Source organism: Proteiniborus ethanoligenes (genome assembly GCF_900107485.1).
In the GTDB taxonomy this organism is placed as follows: Bacteria; Bacillota; Clostridia; order Tissierellales; family Proteiniboraceae; genus Proteiniborus; species Proteiniborus ethanoligenes.
In genome coordinates, this window is sequence record NZ_FNQE01000016.1 from 1 (window position 1) to 22,088 (window position 22,088).

At 33.2% G+C, this 22,088-nt stretch carries 19 protein-coding genes; 18 read left to right on the forward strand and 1 reads right to left on the reverse strand.

Features of this window, described 5'->3' with window-relative positions; all coding sequences use genetic code 11:
* Window positions 1-149 precede the first annotated feature (149 nt).
* Window positions 150-1,580 carry a transposase gene (locus BLV37_RS07735; RefSeq protein WP_091729620.1) on the reverse strand — a complete coding sequence of 477 codons (1,431 nt, stop codon included), beginning with the start codon at window positions 1,578-1,580 and terminating at the stop codon, window positions 150-152.
* A gap of 162 nt (window positions 1,581-1,742) precedes the next feature.
* On the opposite strand from BLV37_RS07735, the gene BLV37_RS07740 reads away from it, so the two are divergent.
* The 18 genes from BLV37_RS07740 (at window position 1,743) to BLV37_RS15435 (ending at window position 22,084) form a co-directional block, all read left to right on the forward strand.
* On the forward strand, window positions 1,743-2,534 hold the full coding sequence (locus tag BLV37_RS07740) for an HAD-IIA family hydrolase (RefSeq protein ID WP_091729622.1): 792 nt from the start codon (window positions 1,743-1,745) through the stop codon (window positions 2,532-2,534).
* A 54-nt stretch (window positions 2,535-2,588) separates the two neighbouring features.
* Window positions 2,589-3,155 (forward strand): glycerol-3-phosphate responsive antiterminator, encoded by a 567-nt coding sequence (locus BLV37_RS07745; protein WP_091729624.1) that lies wholly within the window; start codon window positions 2,589-2,591, stop codon window positions 3,153-3,155.
* A 175-nt stretch (window positions 3,156-3,330) separates the two neighbouring features.
* Complete coding sequence (locus BLV37_RS07750) at window positions 3,331-4,761, forward strand: NAD(P)/FAD-dependent oxidoreductase (RefSeq protein WP_091729626.1); 1,431 nt, start codon at window positions 3,331-3,333, stop codon at window positions 4,759-4,761.
* Window positions 4,762-4,790: 29 nt separating this feature from the next.
* The gene (locus tag BLV37_RS07755; RefSeq protein WP_091729629.1) at window positions 4,791-6,059 is read left to right on the forward strand and encodes an NAD(P)/FAD-dependent oxidoreductase; all 1,269 of its coding nucleotides are present in this window, start codon (window positions 4,791-4,793) and stop codon (window positions 6,057-6,059) included.
* Window positions 6,060-6,061: 2 nt separating this feature from the next.
* Window positions 6,062-6,475, forward strand: coding sequence for a DUF1667 domain-containing protein (locus BLV37_RS07760; RefSeq protein WP_091729631.1), 414 nt, complete (start codon window positions 6,062-6,064; stop codon window positions 6,473-6,475).
* Between the two features lie 40 nt (window positions 6,476-6,515).
* Window positions 6,516-7,217 carry an MgtC/SapB family protein gene (locus BLV37_RS07765; protein WP_091729634.1) on the forward strand — a complete coding sequence of 234 codons (702 nt, stop codon included), beginning with the start codon at window positions 6,516-6,518 and terminating at the stop codon, window positions 7,215-7,217.
* Between the two features lie 199 nt (window positions 7,218-7,416).
* Complete coding sequence (locus BLV37_RS07770; RefSeq protein ID WP_091729636.1) at window positions 7,417-7,755, forward strand: cytoplasmic protein; 339 nt, start codon at window positions 7,417-7,419, stop codon at window positions 7,753-7,755.
* 142 nt (window positions 7,756-7,897) lie between these two features.
* On the forward strand, window positions 7,898-8,539 hold the full coding sequence (locus BLV37_RS07775) for a peptidoglycan recognition protein family protein (protein WP_091729639.1): 642 nt from the start codon (window positions 7,898-7,900) through the stop codon (window positions 8,537-8,539).
* 221 nt (window positions 8,540-8,760) lie between these two features.
* Complete coding sequence (locus tag BLV37_RS07780) at window positions 8,761-11,187, forward strand: hypothetical protein (protein WP_091729641.1); 2,427 nt, start codon at window positions 8,761-8,763, stop codon at window positions 11,185-11,187.
* A 301-nt stretch (window positions 11,188-11,488) separates the two neighbouring features.
* Window positions 11,489-13,330: a sigma-54-dependent Fis family transcriptional regulator gene (locus BLV37_RS07785; protein WP_091729644.1), complete on the forward strand. Its 1,842-nt coding sequence runs from the start codon at window positions 11,489-11,491 to the stop codon at window positions 13,328-13,330.
* 240 nt (window positions 13,331-13,570) lie between these two features.
* Complete coding sequence (locus BLV37_RS07790) at window positions 13,571-13,792, forward strand: hypothetical protein (protein ID WP_208975229.1); 222 nt, start codon at window positions 13,571-13,573, stop codon at window positions 13,790-13,792.
* 16 nt (window positions 13,793-13,808) lie between these two features.
* Window positions 13,809-15,218 carry an ABC transporter permease gene (locus BLV37_RS07795; protein WP_244270499.1) on the forward strand — a complete coding sequence of 470 codons (1,410 nt, stop codon included), beginning with the start codon at window positions 13,809-13,811 and terminating at the stop codon, window positions 15,216-15,218.
* A gap of 15 nt (window positions 15,219-15,233) precedes the next feature.
* A complete protein-coding gene (locus BLV37_RS15320; protein WP_091729650.1) occupies window positions 15,234-16,742 on the forward strand; it encodes an ABC transporter permease in 1,509 nt (502 codons plus the stop codon).
* Between the two features lie 16 nt (window positions 16,743-16,758).
* Window positions 16,759-17,730, forward strand: a complete 972-nt coding sequence (locus BLV37_RS07805; RefSeq protein ID WP_091729653.1) for an ABC transporter ATP-binding protein — start codon at window positions 16,759-16,761, stop codon at window positions 17,728-17,730.
* A gap of 2 nt (window positions 17,731-17,732) precedes the next feature.
* Window positions 17,733-18,716 (forward strand): ABC transporter ATP-binding protein, encoded by a 984-nt coding sequence (locus BLV37_RS07810; RefSeq protein WP_091729655.1) that lies wholly within the window; start codon window positions 17,733-17,735, stop codon window positions 18,714-18,716.
* Window positions 18,717-18,827: 111 nt separating this feature from the next.
* The gene (locus tag BLV37_RS07815; protein ID WP_091729658.1) at window positions 18,828-20,654 is read left to right on the forward strand and encodes an ABC transporter substrate-binding protein; all 1,827 of its coding nucleotides are present in this window, start codon (window positions 18,828-18,830) and stop codon (window positions 20,652-20,654) included.
* Between the two features lie 146 nt (window positions 20,655-20,800).
* Window positions 20,801-21,844, forward strand: coding sequence for a PLP-dependent cysteine synthase family protein (locus BLV37_RS07820; RefSeq protein WP_091729661.1), 1,044 nt, complete (start codon window positions 20,801-20,803; stop codon window positions 21,842-21,844).
* A gap of 105 nt (window positions 21,845-21,949) precedes the next feature.
* Window positions 21,950-22,084 carry a hypothetical protein gene (locus BLV37_RS15435; RefSeq protein WP_280140123.1) on the forward strand — a complete coding sequence of 45 codons (135 nt, stop codon included), beginning with the start codon at window positions 21,950-21,952 and terminating at the stop codon, window positions 22,082-22,084.
* Window positions 22,085-22,088: the final 4 nt, after the last annotated feature.

Here is a 22,088-nt window from a genome sequence, read left to right on the forward strand (position 1 = left end):
AAAAATAGATAGTTGCAGAATGGAAATTGAGAATTATCCACAGGAATTAGATAAAATCTATTAAGGATATCAAATTACCAACAGATAAAAGGCATAGGAAAACAAAGGTTTAACTCAACCTTTTAAATTTAATATTCAGTTGATTAAAACTAAGCTATTAAAGATTTGATAGCAAGTGGATTATCATAGTTTTTAGTCTTAAACATAAGTATAAAAGCAATTAACTGTGAAATGCAAGCGAGTAAAATATCTGATTTTAGAGATACTGTATTTCTAACTCTGGATGATTTGATTTGTATGAAATTTTTAATTTGGCAAATTGATCTTTCACAAATGGTTCTTAACTTGAATAATAGTTGCCACTTCAAGCTATCACGGGGCATTGAGGTATTAAATCTGTAATTATGGTGTATAGTAATTTGTTTAACTCGACCCATTTTGGATGAAGTACAAGGACTTTCACATTTAAGAGAATAGGTAGTTGTCCCATTAGAACAAATTTTTAATGCCTTTGGACAAATATACTTTATTCTATCAGCCCTACCTTTTTCACGAGTAATGCCGTCATAAACCATAGGCAAAGAAGAATCGTATGGACAAAGTGGAACTCCTATCTCGTTAAATCCAGGTTGAGGTATATTGGGAGAATTGCGTGGATTTAAGGAGATAATAGGCATAATGTTTTTTTGGTGGAGATAAGCATAGTTATCATCAGCATCAAATCCAGCATCCCCTAAGAAATATTTATATGAAAAACTGGGATGCAGTTGAAAAAAAGTTTCTAGAGTGGGGATCAAAGATTTAGCATCATAAGTATCTTTAATATCTTGGGGTCTTAGATCTTGGTCAAGATTGTTATTGACATCATAGAAGTTAACATTCCTAACAACACCAAGTGCATTAGTTGAAATAACACATTTTTGAAAGTAGCCGAAATGGCCATTAAGATAAGTAAGCTTAGCATCAGAATTGGATGAAGCGAACTTAGGCATTTGACCTTGAGCATATTTTTCAATATCAAAAGTTGAATCAGGATTATCTTTTGTAAAAATCTTAGCATATGTTTTAGCTTTACGTAGTTGGGATTGATAGAATTTAGGATTATTCTCAGTAACATAAGCCTCAAAACCTGTGGTATCAGTAATTAAGATAGAGGCTAAAAAAGGATTAACTTCCTTACAGAAGTCCTCAGTTACATCTACTAGATTGTTGAATAAATCATTTAAACTATCTAAGAAATTATCTTTAAATCGTGAGAACTGAGACTTATGAGGAACTTTAAGGAATCCACAAAATTGACGCATTTCAGAGGAAATATTAAGTAATGTAATCAATAGGTCAATAGAGGGAATAGATAAAATGTTTTTAAGTATAAAAGCATAAATCATGGATTCTAAAGAGAAATCTCTCTTTCTACCAAAATGAGAATAATACTTTTGGTAAAAAGAAAATGGAATAAAATCACTAATATTAATAAATTCGTTTAACAAATCAAGCAAATTGTTTTGATTTTGATTATAAAACTTATCAAAGTCAGTGGAAATATCACAAAGGTTTAATTGTTTAGCTGAAATTGGCATAGGATTCTCCTTTCTTAATTGATTTTGAGTTATACACATCTTGTCAATGTATATATACCCAAAATGGGGGAATCCAGCCATTTCAATATAATAAAGATGTAGTGTTTATGCGAGTTGTAGAGTTTTACAACGAGCTATTAAGTAAGGTAAAGGGGGAAAAAATTGGAGACTTTAAAAGGGAAAACTGTGTTTTTACTAGATATGGATGGGACTATCTATCTTGGAGATGAATTAATAGATGGCTCAAAACGATTTCTAGAAACTATAAATCAAAAAGGAAAAAGATATATTTTTCTTACAAACAATTCATCAAAAAACAAAGAAACATATGTGGATAAGCTTAATAATTTAGGTATACAGGCTTCAGCAGAAGAGGTATTTACTTCAGGAGAAGCCACTACTATGTACTTAAAAAAACAAAAAGAGGGCGCTAAAATTTTTCTATTAGGAACTGAGGCATTAGAAGAAGAGTTTATAAGAGAAGGCTTTATTTTAGAAAAGGAAAGACATAAAAATATAGATTATGTAGTTTTGGGATTCGATACTACATTGACTTATGAGAAATTATGGGCTGCATGTGAATATATATCTGAGGGAGTAGAGTATATAGCTACACATCCAGACTTTAATTGTCCTTTGCCTAATGATAAATTTATGCCGGATGCAGGTGCAATGGCTGCCTTTATCGAAGCTTCTACTGGAAAGACCCCAAAAGTAATAGGTAAACCAAATAAAGAGGTAGTAGAAAGCATTGCTTTAAAATACGGTTTAAATAAAGAAGATATGGTAATGGTAGGAGATCGATTATATACAGATATTAAGACTGGAGAAAATGCAGGTATAGCTTCTGTATTAGTTTATTCTGGTGAAACTAAGGAAGAGGACTATAAAAATAGTGAAATCAGAGCAGATTATGTGTTTAATTCTGTAAAAGATATGATAGAATTATTATAAGCTAGAACTGCATACAAAAAGTGAATTCACTTATTAAAATTAAGGAATGATAGTATGAATGAAACATTAATTGATAAGGTTGAATTGAATCCGGTCATTGCGGCTGTTCAAAGTGAAGAGGACCTAGAACCTGCAATCAATTCTCGAGTATCTACTATATTCTTGCTTTGTGCTGATATTTTTAATGCCAAATCATTGGTTCATAAAATTAAAAATGCAGGTAAAAACGCTTTTATCCATATTGATTTTCTCGAAGGAATAGGAAAAGATGCCAAAGCTATTGATTACATTATCCAAGTTATTCAACCAGATGGTATAATTAGTACAAAAAGTAGTCATATAAAGATTGCTAGAGAAAAAGGAGCTTTCACAATACAGAGATTCTTTTTGATTGATAATAAGTCATTTGAAATGACTATAAAAAGTGTGAAATCTATAAAGCCAGACATGATTGAGATTATGCCTGGGGTTATGCCAGGGATAATATATCGTATGACTAGTCAACTGTCTATACCTGTTATAGCTGGAGGCTTAATAAGTAACAAACAGGATATAATGGAGGCTCTAAAGGCAGGAGCAATAGGAGCATCCACCAGTAAAAAGGATTTATGGGAGCTATAGCACAAATAATATGATGCTATAATTACAAAAAAATATTTTTTGGCTGAGAATAGGAGAGCCGTGGAACTAAATCTATTTTAAATAGGTTATGTTTACACGGTTTTTTTTATCTTTTTAAAAACTCTAAGATTTTCGTGTGTATGGACTATAAGATTTTATAAGGGAGGAATAAAAAATGCATGATATCACAATCGTTGGAGCAGGTATAATAGGTACATTTATAGCTAGAGAGCTTTCAAGATATGATCTAAGAGTGCTATTAATCGATAAAGAAAATGATATAGCTAATGGAACTACAAAAGCAAATAGCGCTATAGTTCATGCAGGCTATGATGCTGCAGAAGGAACATTAAAAGCTAAATTAAATGTAAGGGGAAACGAACTTTATGAAGATGTATGTAAAGAATTACATGTTCCTTTTAAAAGAATAGGCTCTTTAGTTGTTGCCTTTAACGAACAGGAGATGAAAACAGTAAAAGAGCTATTCCATAGAGGAATAAAAAATGGTGTCCCTCATTTGGAAATATTGGACAAGGCTAGTGTGTTAAAGCTTGAAAATAATTTAAGTGAAGAAATAGTAGGAGCCCTATATGCAAAAACAGGTGGAATAGTTGGGCCATGGGAATTAGCCATTGCTTTAGCTGAAAATGCATTGGAAAACGGAGTAGAATTGATGCTTAATAGTCCAGTAACTGACATTAAAAAAACAGCAGATGGCTACTGTATCACAGCTGGAGATAGAAAGATAGAAAGTAAAATGATTATTAATTGTGCTGGGATTCATTCTGATGATATCAATAATATGGTAAATAGTCCTAGCTTCGAGATATTACCTAATCGAGGAGAGTATAATTTATTTGATAAATCAGTAGGAAATATGGTCAATACAGTAGTTTTTGGATGTCCTTCAGAAGCGGGTAAGGGAGTAGTAATTATGCCTACGGTCCATGGTAACCTACTTATTGGTCCAACATCAGAATATGTAGATGGAAAAACTAATTTTGCTACCACACTTGAAGGACTAAATTCTATCAATGAACATGCTCAGCAAACATTGAAGGGAATAGGCTTTCAAAATGTTATTACTTCCTTTATTGGCTTAAGAGCAAAGACTAAAACACAGGATTTTATTATTGAAGAATCAGAGGAGTCTGTTGGATTCTTTAATGTAGCAGGAATTGATTCTCCGGGACTTACAGCAGCTCCTGCCATTGCAGAATATGTTATAGAGCTAGTGAAAAGAAGAATAGATAATATAGAGCTAAAAAAAGATTTTAATCCTAATAGAAAACCTAATATTCACTTCATGGAATTGTCTGATTCTGAGAAAGCCAAGCTTATTGAAAAGGATCCTAGCTTTGGAAGAATTATCTGCCGCTGTGAGCATATTACGGAAGGAGAAATCGTAGATGTTATCAAAAGAAAAGCAGGAGCAACAACAGTGGATGGAGTAAAGAGGAGAGCAAGGCCAGGCTCTGGAAGATGCCAAGGTGGATTCTGTGCTCCAAGGGTAATGGAAATTCTTGCAAGAGAACTTGAGATAGATATTACAGAGGTTGTAAAGGATAGTCAGGCTTCTCATATATTAACTGGAAAGACCAAGTAGTATAAAAATCTAGAAGAGTAGGAGGGAGCATGTTGTTATACTATGATATTGTAGTAATCGGTGGAGGACCTGCAGGGTTAGCGGCTGCTATAGAAGCACGAAAAAATGGAGTAAAAAATATATTAGTAATAGAGAGAGATAGAGAATTAGGTGGTATATTACAGCAATGCATTCATAATGGGTTTGGACTCCAGGTTTTCAAAGAGGAGCTTACGGGTCCAGAGTATGCAGAAAGGTTTATTAAAGAGCTCATTACTATGGGTATAGAATATAAATTAGATACAATGGCTCTAGAAGTTTCAGACAATAAAGTTATTACAGCTATGAACTCAACAGATGGCATACTTAATATTCAAGCTAAGGCTATAATACTAGCCATGGGTTGTAGAGAAAGAACTAGAGGGGCTATCAGAATACCGGGAACTAGACCAGCAGGAGTTTTGACAGCTGGAACAGCTCAGAGATTTGTTAATATGGAAGGTTATATGATTGGGAAAAGAATTGTTATTCTTGGTTCAGGAGATATAGGACTAATTATGGCAAGACGTTTAACTCTTGAAGGAGCTAATGTATTAGCTGTTGCTGAATTAATGCCATATTCAGGAGGATTAACAAGAAATATAGTTCAATGCTTAGAGGATTTTAATATCCCTCTTTACTTAAGTCATACAGTAGTAGATATAGAAGGACATGATAGAGTAGAGTCTGTGACCATTGCTCAGGTTGACCATAGGCTTAAACCAATTAAGGGGACAGAAAAGAAGTTTGAATGCGATACTTTACTATTATCTGTAGGACTGATTCCTGAGAATGAGCTTTCAAAATCAGCAGGAATAGAGCTTCACAATATTACTGGAGGTCCAATTGTAAACGAATCCATGGAAACATCTGTTGAAGGAATTTTTGCCTGTGGCAATGTGGTTCATGTTCATGATTTAGTGGATTGGGTCACAGAAGAAAGTCAAAAAGCTGGAAGAAGTGCCGCTAAATACATTAAAGGGCAGATAGAAAGCAATTGTAAAACCATAAAAGTTAAGGGGATAAATGGAGTACGATATGTGGTTCCTCATCAAATAAGATTAGATAATATAGATCAAGTAGTTGAGCTAATGATGCGTGTAGATAATATATACAAAGATATAAAACTTGTTATAAGAAGCAATGAAAAAGTAATTGAAGAGGTAAAAAGAAAGCATGTTGCACCTGGAGAAATGGAAACTATAAAATTAGATTTAAATAAAATTAATCTACAGGCTAGTGATGAAATTTGTATAGAAGTTGTTAAGGAGGAGGCATAACCATGGAAGCTAAAGATATGGTTTGTATTGTTTGCCCTTTAGGTTGTAAGTTAAAGGTTATTAAAAATGAAGGAAGTCAAACAGGATACACTGTTGAAGGGAATAAATGCTTTAGAGGGGCAGATTATGGCATTAAAGAAATGACTAATCCTACAAGGGTATTGACAACAACTGTTATTATATATGATGCCCCTTTAAACAGGCTCCCAGTTAAAACATCGGGAGCAATTCCTAAGTATCAAATTGAGCGTGCAATGGAGATAATTAACGGAGTGGAGGTTAAAGCACCAATAAAAGCAGGACAGATTATAATAAAAAATATTCTTGATACAGGTGTAGATGTAATAGCTTCTAGGAGTATGTATGGAAATTATAAGCATGAGGATTATTTAAAAGATTATCTGGTTCAAGGATAGAGCATTTCAAAGATAAGCAATATAAAGGAGGTAGAGATTATTGATAAGTAATGGGGAAGTTATACTAAGATTAGTTTTATCAGCTCTAGCAGGAGGTATTGTTGGTATGGAAAGAGAGGCTAACCATAGCTCTGCTGGACTTAGAACCCACATATTAGTTACTTTAGGCTCTACCCTTATTATGCTAATATCTATGTATGGTTTTCAAGGACTTGGGGCCAATAACAACGGGGGAGAACCTGCTAGATTAGCAGCACAAGTAGTTAGTGGGATTGGATTTCTAGGAGCAGGAACTATTTTAAGAACGGGGAACAATATTCGAGGTTTAACTACTGCTGCAAGTATATGGGTTTGTGGGGGTATTGGATTAGCTATAGGAAATGGTTATTATATAGGAGGAATTGCAACTACTATAATAGTTTTATTTACCTTGAGAGGCTTGGTTTTTATACAAAATAAATTATCTAAAGGTCCGAATAAACTATTAATAGTGCATTGCAAAGAGCGAGCTGGATTAATAGGTGACATAGGACATATATTAGGTAAAAATAATATTATCATTAATGAAATTAAGGTTAATAGCGAAGATAATATTGTAGAAAATGGAGATTATTTGATAGAAATTAGATTTACGGTGAAGCTTCCCTCTAAATTTTTAAGCAGAAGTTTTTTTGATGAAATTTTAAGCGTGAACGGAGTAGAAAATGCAATATGGGAGGGCGATTTAGAAAAAGCTTTTTAATACTTAATTTTAAGTCATGCATTTTCAAGTACTTAGCTTATTAATATTTAAAGATAACGAATTAATATGGGAAACTCCAGCTATAAGGAATTATTGGTTCAAGGTTGGAGTTTTTTGTTTTCGTCTTCTATTTTAATAAAATAAAAGCAGGAAAAACCCTTCTTACCATAGAATAAAATACAATAAGGAGGCTGAGAAAATGAAAAAAATTGCTTTTTTCGCTTTTAAGGGAGAACAGATGTGTTTTATGCACATACTATTAAATGCTTTAGACCTTCATGAAAAGGGTATTGAAGCTAAAATTATTATGGAGGGTGAAGCAGTTAAGCTGATTAAAGAGCTTGAAGAGTCAAACAATAAGCTTTACAAAAAAGCTAAGGAGTTAAATCTGTTTGACTGTATATGTAAGGCTTGCTCTGCTAAAATGGGAGTTTTAGAGTATAATGAAGCCTGTGGTATTCCATTAAACGGAGATTTGCAAGGGCATCCTGCAATGTATGACTATATTAAAGAAGGCTTTGAGATTATTACATTATAGCTTAGTATAAATTATAAAAAATAAAGATTCGGGGATTCCTGAATCTTTATTTTTATGTAGAATAATATACAAGCATACCGAACATATGTTTGTCACACTTTGTATTATATTATATAATATATAAATAAAGGGAGGCGATATTATGTTATATCAAATTCAACATATCCCAAAAGATACAGCCTACAACAAAAGACCAGGAGTGGCTATGGAGCCTAGTTATTTAACTATACACAGTACTGGGAATCCAAGCAGTACTGCTATAAACGAGAGAAATTGGCTAACTAATCCCGAAAACACTAAAACTGCTAGCTGGCATATTGTAGTAGATGAAAATGTTGCTATAGAGGCTATACCCACATCTGAGATGGCTTGGCATGCTGGAGATGGGAAAAATGGAAAGGGCAACAGAGAATCTATATCTATAGAAATATGTGAGAGCGGTAACAGGAAAAAGACTGTGGGAAATGCAGCTAAATTAGCTGCTAAAATACTTTATGAAAATGGCTGGGGAGTTGAGCGGTTAAAAAGACATTATGACTGGAGTGGCAAGCATTGTCCTAAAATATTTTCAGACAACAACTGGGAAGAGTGGTACAGGTTTAAGGATATAGTTTCTTATGAACTAGAGCAGCTATTTATTAGTCCATGGGCAAAGGATGCTGTTGATTGGGCAACAAGTCCAGATGTAAATATTACAGATGGTAGTCTGCTTAAAGAGCCTTTAACCTTAGAACGTATGCTCACTATATTGCATAGATACGACAAATTAAGATATAAGAAATAATATTTATTGAAATATTAAGATTGTAATTTTAAATAATAAAGATAATTTTAATAAAGTTTTGTGCTTTTATGTATATATAATGGTGATAGCACATATGAAATCTTTTACAGCTAAAGTAGCTATTTTGAATCATTATCTAGAAACTATTATAAAATTAGCCTTAGTCTCTATGTCTAAGGTTATTTTCATAATATTTTTAAATATTATTTTGGAGGGATATTATGAACAATAAAGCTTTTAAAACTCTTACTGCGTTAATTCTAATTTTATCCATGCTTATAATGACTGGATGCCAAGCAGTTAAAAATATTCTGCCAGAAAAGGAGGATATAAAAAAAATCCTTGAAGCTACAAGGGGAGAAAAAGAGCAAGACCTTGAAAACATTTTTGAAATAATCAATATAGATTCTAAAAACATAGGAAAGGTAAGCACTCAGATGCTAACCTTAGCAAAGCTTTATTATGATCTATCCTATCCTAAAATAGAAAATAATACTGGAGATCTAAAGTTAAAGCTACCATTAAATCCAGATTTTAAGGGAAAAACATTAGACAAAGCAAAAAGTCATGAGTTAAGCGAGCTTTCAGCATCAGCAGCAATCACCATGTCTATGCCTTATTTCTCCATATCGAGTAGTGCATTGGCTTTTGCATATGCACCTGATTCTGCATTTGCTGTACATAACTTAGCTGCTTCCATTCGTCTTGCAATAGAGAATAATGACAAAAGTGTATTTGAAATCGAGGGGCTTTACCCCTTAGAAGATAGTGCAGCCTTGTACCTTTATTCTATTGCCATAGAGCCAGAGAGGATAGAATCATACATAAATCTAGGAAATATATTTATGGAAATGGCTGGAGAAGATGTGGATGTAGTTAGTACGCCTTATTTTTCTGGAGATATGACTAAGGCTCAAATGCTAAATTACGCTAAAGGTTTATTTGAAAAGGCTTATTCTATTGATAATGAAAGTAGCTTAGCCTGTACAGGTATGGCAAATTATTATTATGCCAAGGGAGATAGAGATAAATGGCTAGAATGGATAGTAAAAGCTTCAAAAGGAGTTGCTTTTTATAAAAAGGTTGATCAAAAAGTAGAAGAAATAGAGACTGTAACCAAGAAAGTAGGAGAACAGGGATATATCTCTGGAGACGTTGCAAAGGAAGCTATTGATCAATTAAGTAAAATAGAGGTATTTACTACTGCGGACTATTTTGAAGAACTAAGCCCAGATATTGCTACTGCTATTCGCAAGAAAATGAATAGCTTACCTAAGGACGATGTAATATTTAAAATCAATACTCAGCCCTATGTTGCTGGTGTAACCTCTTATGAGCTTTACTCTAAGCAGTATAGCATTGCTGCAGAGGATTATTATTTTAGTATAATAAACAGCCTGGAAAAATGGAGAGAGGAAGTGTCTGAAAAAAAACAGGCCATAGATGAAAAACTATATTCACAGACTGAAGAAATTGATAGTAGCATAATGGAGGAACTAGCTGAGCGGTTAGGAAAAGGAGATTTATCGGCTCTAGAAGAAATAAAAAAATATTTAAATTCAGTTGCTCCTAATATAGATTTATTTCCAGGCTATGATTATTCCCAAATTGAATCAGTAAAAAACTCCATAGCTGTGAACAATCAAATGCTACTTCAACTAAGAACTACGTATTATATGCTATATCTGGATCATGAATTAAATAAGGCTCAAGAGCTTGATTGGAATAAAAAGCAACTATTTTATGAAAAAGCTAATAGTTTATTCGAACAGGAAGATGCAGAGATAGAGCCTTTATCTGCAAAGCTTAATAATGCTGATGAATATGAAGCAGCAATTATAGCGAAAGAGATCAGCAAAATAAGGAACGAATATTCTCGTAAACGTAATGAACTTAGGCAAACTGGCTTTGCAGATTTAACAGGAGAAATATTCCCTAAATATCCTAAGGCAATGAATACTTTGATGAAAATGTGGGAGGAATGTGCTCCTCTTATACGCTTTATTGAGGATGAGCAGACAAGGAATTATAAGTATTATGAATTAAGTGAATACACTGTTCACATTGCCACGAGCTATATGTATTTAGCAGCTAACTTAAATGGCTTTGGAAGCTGGGAAGATGCTACAACCATGGAATGGGAAGAATTGAATGCAGAGCAATCAAAGATTGAAAAGCAGGCAGAAGAAGCTCAAAAAGAGGCTATTGCCAAAGCAGAAGCGGAAAAGGCATATCAAAAAATACCTGTTCCAGTTAGGGCTTTGCAAGCATTACTAGGAGATACAACATTTTCAAAAAGCTTCGGTCCCATTAGCATATCAGTGTCTCCAACAAATATATCTATGGCAGGTGCACTCATAGCAGCAGGAGAGATTGGCTACAATTGGGTAGAGGATACTGGTACAGTAGGTCTCGGCTTAGGAGCACAAATGAAAGGTAAAGGCGTTGGGGGCAGTGCTTCAACCTTATTGACATTGACCTTTGATGCAAATACTGGAAATGTAAAGGAAATAGACTGGAAGGCCTCAGCAGACGCATCTTTTGATATTGGAGTCTTTAGCCTTGGAGGAGGCTATTCTACATCAGTTATGCATGGAGGAGATTTTTCGTCTTCCCTTGGTTGGGGGGATTATGGGATTTCAAGATAAAAGCAAATAAAATATTGTTAGATAAGATCAGTGGGTATATTATCCATTGGTCTTTTTTATTATAAATTTAGTACGAAATAGCACTTATTACATTGTTATTTAATCATTAGTTGTGGTATTATATAATACAATATTTAATTCAGCCTATAAATTGTTAACAAAAATATAATCGTTTTTGTATACAGAAAAAGCAGAACAATATATAATATTATTTAAGGCAGAGTTTATATCTTCACTGGAGAGCAATTGAATTTTTATCTAATCTTTAAGTTGTTAAAACAAGTAAAAGGAGGACAATTTAATGGATTATGAAAAAATCGGCATTATAGAATATCGTCAGTTGTCACAAAAGGTAGCTGAGGCTATAAAGGCTGTTCTTGGCATTGACGTAACAATAATGAATGAATGGATGGAGCGTATAGCAGGTACAGGAATCTATAAGTCATTAATTAATGATAATATTGAGGAAAATTCAGCATTTGGTAGATGCTTTTCTACTGGTAAAGCACAAGTGATTACAAATAGATGTCAAGAAGATTCATTATTTATTGGCTGTTCAAGACTTTCAACATGTGCAGAACAAGCAACTATATGTGTTCCTATTAAGCAGGAGGATAAAACCATAGGAGTCTTAGGTATTGTTGCCTTCAATGGAGAACAGAAAAAACAGGTAATTAATAATGAAGATGTATACTTAAATTATCTGGAAAAGATGGCTTTTCTTTTGGAAGGGAAATATTCAGAATATCAGTCAAACCTAGAGAAGAAAGTTTTATCCGATAGAATGAAAGGCATACTAGATACAATTAATTCAGGTGTAGTAATATACGATGGGGATGGAAATGTTTTATACAAAAATAACTCTCTAGTTAGAATATTAAATGAAATAGGCATAGAAAACATGGATAATTTTGTAAATGAAATAAGGAAAAATGATCTTCTCCAAAGCTTGCTAGATAATGATGAGTGCACTCATCCATGCGAGATTGCTATTGATATTCTTGGCGTAAAATACAATCTTCTTGTGACTATAACTTATTTGAAAACAGACAGTTTTTCTAATGAAGTCATGCTGACTATTCAAAATATTAACTATTTTAAAAAGCAGGTTATGCAGTCTATAGAAAAAAATCATGTTAGGCTTCAATTTGACAATATTCTAGGCGTGTCAGAGAACTTCCTTGAGGTTAAATCTCTTGCAGAAAAAGCAGCATTATCTGATTCAAATGTGTTGCTTCTAGGTGAAAGTGGAACTGGAAAAGAACTTTTCGCTAGAGCTATACACAATCATAGTGAGAGAAAAGACAATGCTTTTGTTCCTATTAACTGCGGTGCCATACCAGATGCATTGTTTGAAAGTGAGCTTTTCGGTTATGAAAAAGGTGCATTCACAGGAGCCTATTCTAATAAAATAGGAAAGTTTGAAATTGCTGATAAGGGTACAGTTTTTTTAGATGAAATTAGTGAATTACCATATCGCCTACAGGTAAAGCTTTTAAGAATTTTGCAAGATAAGGAAGTATCAAGGATTGGAAGCAACATTATACACAAAATTGATATTAAAATAATAGCTGCTTCAAATGTGGATTTAAAACAAAGAGTAAAAGAAGGGCTTTTTAGAGAGGATTTATATTACAGACTTAATGTAATACCACTCTATATTCCACCGCTTAGAAAGCGTGAGGATGATATTATATTTATTGCTAACCATTTCATTAAATATTATTCTGAAATGTTAAAGAAGGATATTAGAGGAATAAGTCAAGATGCCATATCTATGCTTTTGAAATATCCATGGCCAGGAAATGTAAGAGAGCTTCAAAATGTAATAGAGTATGCAGTTAACTTCGAGCAAAGGGACATAATTCATAGTGAATTAATTGAAAGAAGACTTTTATCCAATAACGATAAGTGCAGCTTGACGAAGCATTTAAGTGGAAAATCCCTTGGGAACTGCTTAAAGGAATTAGAAAGAGAAATTATATCCAGCTCAATTAGTAGATATTCATTTCCAAATAGTAAAGATTATATAACTCAGCAGGTGTGTAGAGAATTAGATATTAGCAGGGCAACTCTTTATAGAAAAATCAAGGAGCTAGACATAAATCTCAACGATGAGAATTTTCTCATTAATGAGATTTGACGGCTTCGACTAATACAATTACTATATATACACATCTATATATTGGCAACATGTCTCATGATTGAGACTTTTAGACAAGGGGTATAAGGTAATAACAGGGGTTCTTTTGTGGCATGATTATTGCATTATAGTAAGACTATATTGACGCTTATTAAAAATAATATGGAAAACATCACGGGAGGTATACGTATGAAGAAAATCATTGTTTTTGGAAGTAAGCATTGACCAGGCTGTGCACCTATGAAAGAGTTTCTTTCAGATGAAAATATTAAATTTTTATATCTAGATATTTCTGAGAATATGTTAAACTTAAAAACCTTTTTAAAATATAGGGACAGTGCTCCTGAGTTTGAAGAAATTAAAAAGGCTGGTAGAGTTGGATTGCCTTGTATAGTAATCAATAATGGTGAAGAAATAGTTTTTGATAAGGCTTCGTTAGATATTGAAGAGTTGAAGAAATAGTAAGGAGGTAAATAAGTTGATAAAAAGTCTCGGAGTGACATTTGAGAAAATGTATAAACGCCCCTTTTATAAAGTGTTGCTGCTTATATTTGGATTTCTTTCTCTTCCTTTTGTTTTAGTTAAATATATGAAAAATAAAAGGAACAATGATTATGCTATTTTAAGACAAAGTATCTATCAGAGGCTTGAAAAAGAAGGGGTTAGAGAAGAAACATACAATAATGCTCAAGAACAGCTTAAAAACAAATTGTCATTTTTTAAGAAAGAATTAAGCCCAGAAGAATTTGAACGTCAAGTTAAAGAAATTACAGATAAAAAGTTTAATGAAATTATTCATAATGAATTAAATATAATATCTAGACAAAAACATGTTAAAAATGTTAACTTTTGCAATACATTTATAGAAATGTTTAATAATAAGCTATTTCTTACCCTTTCAATAATACTGTCTTTTCCAATGTATATATTGATTTTAATATTCAGCAATCCTTATGCAAAATACATTGTTGAAAGACTTTTCATGATGGTCTTTGTCATATTTGGTGTTACTTGGTTAGTATTTACAATACTATATTTGTCACCTATGGACCCTGCCACTAACATATTAGGACAAACAGCAACACCAGAGCAAGTTGCACAGTTCAATAGTATTTATGGTCTTGACAAACCATATCATATACAGCTAATAGGTACTTTTAAAAGCCTGTTTTCATTTGATTTAGGTAAATCCTATGTAGGAAATGAAGATGTTCTCTCAGCAATAATGAGAAAATTTCCTGTTACATTACAATTGACATTTGCTTCTCTTATAATAGCAGTTTTGATTGCAATACCTGCAGGAATAATATCTGCAATAAAACAATACTCATCATTTGATTATATATTTATGCTTGGTGCTCTATTAGGGCTATCAATACCAAATTTCTGGTTAGGACTAATTATGATATTAAACTTTTCGATTAAGCTAAAATGGCTGCCTGCTACTTTTGTGGTAGGTGATTGGAAAACACTTATTATGCCAAGTATAGTTTTAGGAACAGCTTTGGCTGCCAGTGTAGCCCGAATGACAAGATCCTCAATGCTAGAGGTTAAGAACATGGATTATATTTTTACTGCTCGTGCAAAAGGATTAAGTGAAAGAAAGGTTATAACAAAGCATATTCTTGGCAATGCAATGATACCTATTGTTACGGTTATAGGATTACAATTTGGTGGTATGCTTGGAGGCTCTGCAGTTACAGAAAAAGTATTCAATATTAATGGTATCGGAAGCTTTATAGTGGACAAGCAGTTTGTTCCAGACATACCTATTGTTCTTGCAGGAGTAGTTTATGTCGCAGTAATCATAAGCTTAGCTAATTTAATAGTTGATATCATGTATGCATTTTTGGATCCAAGAATCAAATCCAAAATGAAATCCTATTAAGGAGAGTTAGAAACTATGGAGAATAAACAATATAAGAAAAGAATCCAACAAAGAAAATTGAATAGTTTTCAAGAATACAAGACATCTACATTTGCTTGGGGAGCATCATTTCTTTTGTTTTTAATAATTCTCATTTCAAGTGTAGACATAGCAAGTGGCCAGATAAAGAAATTATCTTTAGCTGTGTCTTTAGTATTTCTTGTATCAGGAATAATTCAATATCTTGTTACTAATAAAATTAGGAAAGAGATATTAAAATATGATGATATTAAATCTTCAACAAGATTAATTGGCTATTTTTTAATTCCTTTTGCTTTAACAGGAAATTTTTTTATAGCTATAGCTGGATTTACATTGATTAAAAAAGAAAAAACTATTGAGTATACTCTCTGTATATATTCAATATTAACTACTTTTACAATTATGCTTGTATCATCATTAAATCTATTTAAAGAATATGTATCTAATACTTTTATGATTGGAATGGGCATATTGCTTGGTATTACTTTGTTCTATGTGTTTACTATGTTTATGGTTTCAAAGTACGTCAAAGGCAAGCATGTGGATAAAAAGCTAGTACCCATTGCTATTCCTCTTATTCTCAGTATTGGAATAGGTAATTTATTTGCATTTCTCTTAGGCTTGATAATTATTAGCAAGGCAAGACATAAAGACGAGGAAATATCTATTGAATGGATTGATGTCCTAAGAAGGCTCTTTAGAAACTATATGTCTGTATTAGGTATGTTTGTAGTAACACTTCTTATATCATTATCTATTTGTAGCTATTTAACCTTTGATTATTCAATAGCTATTGACAATAACTATTCTGCTATACTTCTGTCACCTTCATTAGAGTATCCTTTCGGTACAGATAATTATGGTAGATGTGTATTTACAAGAATTATTTTTGGAGCTAGAATTTCTCTAGTAGTAGGTACAATAGCGACTTTAGTTCCTATTGTAATAGGAGGTATTTTAGGTGCTTTATCAGGCTACTATGGAAAAAGAACAGACAATATTATTATGAGACTTTTGGACGTACTTTACGCTGTTCCAGGGATACTTCTAGCTATTGCAATAGTTGCAGCTTTTGGCGCCAGTACAATGAACTTAATTTTAGCCTTAAGTATTGGTTCCATACCTATGTATGCAAGAACTGTCAGAGCTACTGTTATGAGCATTGCAAACCAGGAGTTTGTTGAGGCTGCAAAGGCATGTGGTGCAAAAGATTTCACTATTGTATTTAAACATATTATACCTAACTCTTTGGCACCTATTATTGTAAGGGCAACGCTAGGAATAGGAGGAGCCGTGCTTTCCACCAGTTCTTTAAGCTATTTAGGATTAGGTGTAGAGCCACATATTCCAGAGTGGGGAAATATTCTTAAAATTGGAAGTGCTTATCTTGAAACCAGCCCATATTTAGCTATTTTCCCAGGACTGGCAATTATATTAATAGTTTTAGCCTTCAACTATTTTGGTGATGGTCTTAGAGATGCTTTAGATCCTAAGTTGAAGTAAGGAAGGAGGTTAAATTTTGGATAATAATATATTAGAAATAAAGAATCTTCATGTTCATTATATTACAGAGGATGAAACCGTTAGGGCGGTAAATGGACTGAACTTATCCTTACAAAAAGGAGAGAGCTTGGGATTAGTAGGTGAAACAGGTGCTGGTAAAACAACTACTGCATTGTCAATAATGCAATTGGTACCCTACCCACCTGGAGTTATTACAGATGGAGAGATAATATTCCAAGGCAAAAACCTTATTTATAATACAGATAAAGAGAATCAACAAATGAGAGGTAATGGTATATCTATGATATTTCAAGATCCTATGACTTCTCTCAATCCAATAATGACTATAGGAGAACAGTTAGTAGAGGTTATCTTAACTCATAAAAAAGTCACCAAGGAAGAGGCAAAACAGCAAGCAATTGAATTATTAAAGGTTGTAGGAGTTAAAGAAGACAGATTTAATGATTATCCACATCAGTTTTCAGGTGGCATGAAGCAAAGAGTAGTTATTACTATGGCGCTCTTATGTAACCCTCAGCTTTTAATTGCAGATGAGCCTACTACCGCTTTAGATGTGACTATACAAGCTCAGGTTTTGGATATCATAAGAGAGCTTCAACAAAAATACAACATGTCTATGATACTCATAACCCATGATCTAGGTGTTGTTGCAGAAACATGTGACAAGGTTGCCATTATGTATGCTGGTGAAATAGTAGAAACAGGAACGATAGAGGAAGTATATACTAATGCTAAACACCCCTATACTAGAGGATTATTTGAGTCAATACCAAAACTAGATGAGGATAATGAAAAACTGATACCTATTCCAGGTAGCACTCCTAATGCTGCAGCATTGCCGGATGGATGCTTTTTCCATCCTAGATGTAAGTATAAACAGGAAATATGCGAGAAGGTTTCACCACCTGTAATGGGAGAAGGACACTGTTATAAATGTCATTTTTCATTATTTGAAAAGGAGCAATAAATATGAGGCCTTTATTGGAAGTAAAAAACTTAAAAAAATATTTTGATGTGCCTAATGGACATTTGCATGCAGTTGATAATGTTAGCCTACAGATTAAAGAAGGAGAGACCTTGGGTATTGTTGGAGAATCAGGATGTGGGAAAAGCACCTTAGGAAGAGTTATTCTTCGCCTACATGAGCCTACTTCTGGAAGCATTATCTATGACGGAATGGATATTACAACCTTTAACAAAGAAGAAATGCGTCAAATGAGAAAAAACATGCAAATAATTTTCCAGGATCCATATGCATCCTTAAATCCGAGGTATACTATCTCACAGATAATTGAAGAACCTTTGAGATTGCATAATATCTATAAAAACGATAAAGAGAGAAAGGAACGAGTTGAAAGTCTAATGGAGTATGTAGGCTTGTCAAAGCGTGCTTACAATCTATACCCACATGAATTTGATGGTGGAAGACGTCAGCGTGTTGTTATAGCCAGAGCATTAGCCATAGATCCAAAATTTATAGTTTGTGATGAACCAGTAAGCGCACTAGACGTTTCTGTACAAGCTCAAATATTGAATTTAATGATGGAGCTTCAAAATGAATTTGGCTTAACCTATATTTTTATTTCTCATGATTTGTCAGTTGTTAAGCATATATCAAACGATATTGGAGTTATGTATTTAGGTCAGCTAATTGAAAAAGCACCTAAGAAGGATATATTTAAGCAGCCCCTACATCCTTATACAATAGCCTTGTTATCAGCTATACCTTCTACTAATATCAAGGTCAAGAAAAAGAAGATTATCCTAAAGGGAGAAATAGTATCACCAATTAATCCCAAGCCTGGCTGTAGATTTTCAGTTAGATGTCCCTTTGCTACTGAGCAATGTGTTCAAGAAGACCCACAATTCATTGAGGTTGAAGAGGAGCACTTTGTTGCTTGCTTTAGATATGAAGAGATTAAAGCTGGGGCATTACACTTTGAAACCAAGTAGGTAAAGATATTAAGGATTTAAGCTTTATTGAGGAGGTGGTAAGGGATATAAGGCTTTAGAATATTTAAGAATTGTGCTAACTAATAATATAAAACAAAGGAGAGATAAGGAATGAAAAAAACAATAGCTCTATTGCTAGTTACAATAATGATGCTAGGAGTACTAGCAGGTTGTAATGTAAAGACAAAAGACCAGGTAACTGGTGGGGATACAGAAGGACCTGCTGTCAATGCTCAGCCAGTTGATATCACCCTATTGGCTATGAGTGCTTATGAAAAAGATGTTAATATTGTAAGAGATCAGCTTTCAAAAGCAGGCTTTAATGTTAAGCTAAACCTACAGCCAGACTATGGTAGCTTTGTTGGTCAAAAAGATGCAGGTAATTATGATCTAGCAATATCAGGCTGGACTACAGTTACAGGAAACCCTGATTATGCTGTAAGATCATTGTTTACAACAGGTGGAGATTATAATGATTATGGTCTATCAAATTCAGACCTTGATAGACTTGTAGAAGAGGCAGCTACTCAAACACCTGATCAATATGTTAATACCTACAAGGAATTTGAAAAAATACTTGTAGAAGACAATGCATATATTGTTCCACTATATTCTAGCTATAAGAGCCAAGCTATTAACAAAGAAATATTGAAGCTTGACAGTGTTAGATTAAGTAAATCTCGTTCATTACCTTGGGAAGAACTTGATTTTGTAGATGAGTCAAAAAGAACATCAGAGCCTTTCCTTTTTAGCCAAACTATGCCATCACTTACTTCCTTAGATCCTATAAAAGGTAACGATGGTTCTATAAATATAATCAATACAAATCAATATATTAGATTAGTAAACCTTACAGATGATGATGAGGTAACTTCAAAGGGCTCTTTATCTTATAACAATGTTATAGGAGAAGGTAATCAAGAGTACTACTTTGTATTAAGAGATGATGTAAGATTTGCTAAAGTAGAAAATAAAAAGGCTGTTGATTCTGGAGAGCTTGTAGCAGCAGAAGATGTTGTTTTCTCAATGAACAGAGCAAAGGATAAAAACTCAGTTCCTGATCACAGAACTTACAGCTTACATTCAAGTATGGACAAAATAGAAATTGTTACTGACATTGCAGAATTAGAATCTAAAAATGAATCAGGTAAAAATACAAATGTTAAAGAAGCATTAGAAAAAGGGTTACCAAGCCCAATTAATCAACTTGTTGCTGATAAAAAAGATGTAAATAATGCAGCTGGAAGCTATCAAGTAGTAAAAATAACTACTAACAAGCCATTTCCACAAGTATTAAATTATCTAGCACATCAATCAGCAGGTATTGTTTCTAAATCACAAGTAGAAGCTATAAACACTTATGATGTGGCTACTTATGACAGAAATAAGGATATAGCTTATGGAGATCAAACTACTATAACAGAAGGCTCAACATATAACAATACTTTAGCTACTAGTGGACCGTATATTGCTATTTACAAGAATGACTATGAAGTAGTATTTGAAAAGAACCCTGGATACATGAAAGGTACAGAGCATGAGCCTAGAATATCAAAGGTAGTTGTTAAATTCATTAAAGATGCTGATAGTTCACTTTCTGCTTTCAGAAGTGGAGAGGTTCATTTATTATACAGTGTTCCAGAAGATAAATATTCCTTAGTAGAAAGTGATTCTAAATTATTCCTTCAAAAAAGACCTAGTAATGCTGTAAATTATGCATTCTTCAACTTAAAAGGGAATAGCAAATTTTCTGATGTTAATTTAAGAAAAGCAGTATTAAGCAGCGTCAATCAAGATGAGTTTTTAGCTGTATATAACAACTTAAAGCTTAAAGCGTATTCTACAGTTTCTCCACTAGTAGACACTGGAAATGTTCATACTGCTGATCCTGCTAAGGCAAAAGAATATTTAAATCTATACTGGGAAAGTCAAAAATAGTAAATAATAATTTAATAGAGATAAGAGAAGACAGGGAAATGAAAGCTTTCCTGTCTTCTGTCTCTACAGCGACTTTATGCAATAGATTATTTTTAATAAGATGATAAATTATGAGCATAATAAAATTCATATAAGGAGGGAAATTCATGTGTCCTGAATCCTTAAATAACCGAATTAAAAATTTATCTGGTATGATTGGAAATACTCCTCTATTGGAGATAAAACTAAAATATAAAGGCGAAGAGCGTACTGTTTATGCAAAGGCAGAACATTATAATTTAACAGGTAGTATAAAAGATAGAATGGCACTGCATATTATGAAAAAATCATATGAGCTTGAGAGACTAAAGCCAGGAGATACTATAGTTGAAGCTACCAGTGGAAATACAGGTATAGCCTTTTCAGCAATAGGTAGAGCATTAGGACATAAAGTAACTATTTTTATGCCTGATTGGATGAGTCAGGAAAGAATAAACCTAATAAAAAGCTATGGAGCTGATATTCAACTAGTCAGTAAAGAAGAAGGCGGTTTCTTAGGTAGTATAAGTAAAGCAGAAGGATTAGCTGAAACTAGTGATAATTTTTTCCTACCATGTCAATTTTCCAATACGGATAATTGTGAAGCTCATTATACAACTACTGGACCAGAAATCTGGCATCAACTACAGAAGCTAAATTTAGAGCCAGATGCAATAGTAGCTGGTGTGGGTACAGGTGGAACCATTATGGGAGCAGGAAGATATTTAAAAGAAAAGAACCCAAACATTAAGCTTTATCCTTTAGAGCCTTCTAACTCTCCTACCCTATCTACTGGATACCAAGTAGGTAAGCATAGAATTCAAGGGATATCTGACGAGTTTATTCCCTCCATTGTGAAGCTTGAAAAGCTAGACGATATAATTCATGTTGATGATGGAGATGCTATTATAATGGCGCAGAAATTAGCTGCTACATTAGGGTTAGGTGTAGGAATTTCCTCGGGTGCTAATTTATTAGGATCCATTATTGCACAAGAAAAGCTAGGCAAGGATAGTATTATTGTGACTATTTTTGCTGATGACAATAAAAAATATTTAAGTACTGACTTAATGAAAGAAGAGCCTATTGGAAAAGATTTTCTTTCCCCAGATATAGAGTTAATAAGCGTAAAAGCCCATAGTCGAGTATGCACTACTTGTAATGAAGAATAATATTATTTTGAACAAAAAATCATAGCAAAATATTTCTAAGCTATACATAATAATACATCTTATGGATAAAATATTATGGAACTACTATAAGAAAGGAGTTTATGTATGGCAAAGAATAAAAATAACAAAGACAACAAAAATAGCAATCTAAACAATCTAAACAAAAATGACAACAAAAACAATAAGGACAGCAAGGATAAAAAGGACAATAAAGAGGACAAAGATCTTAGATACAGATAGTAAT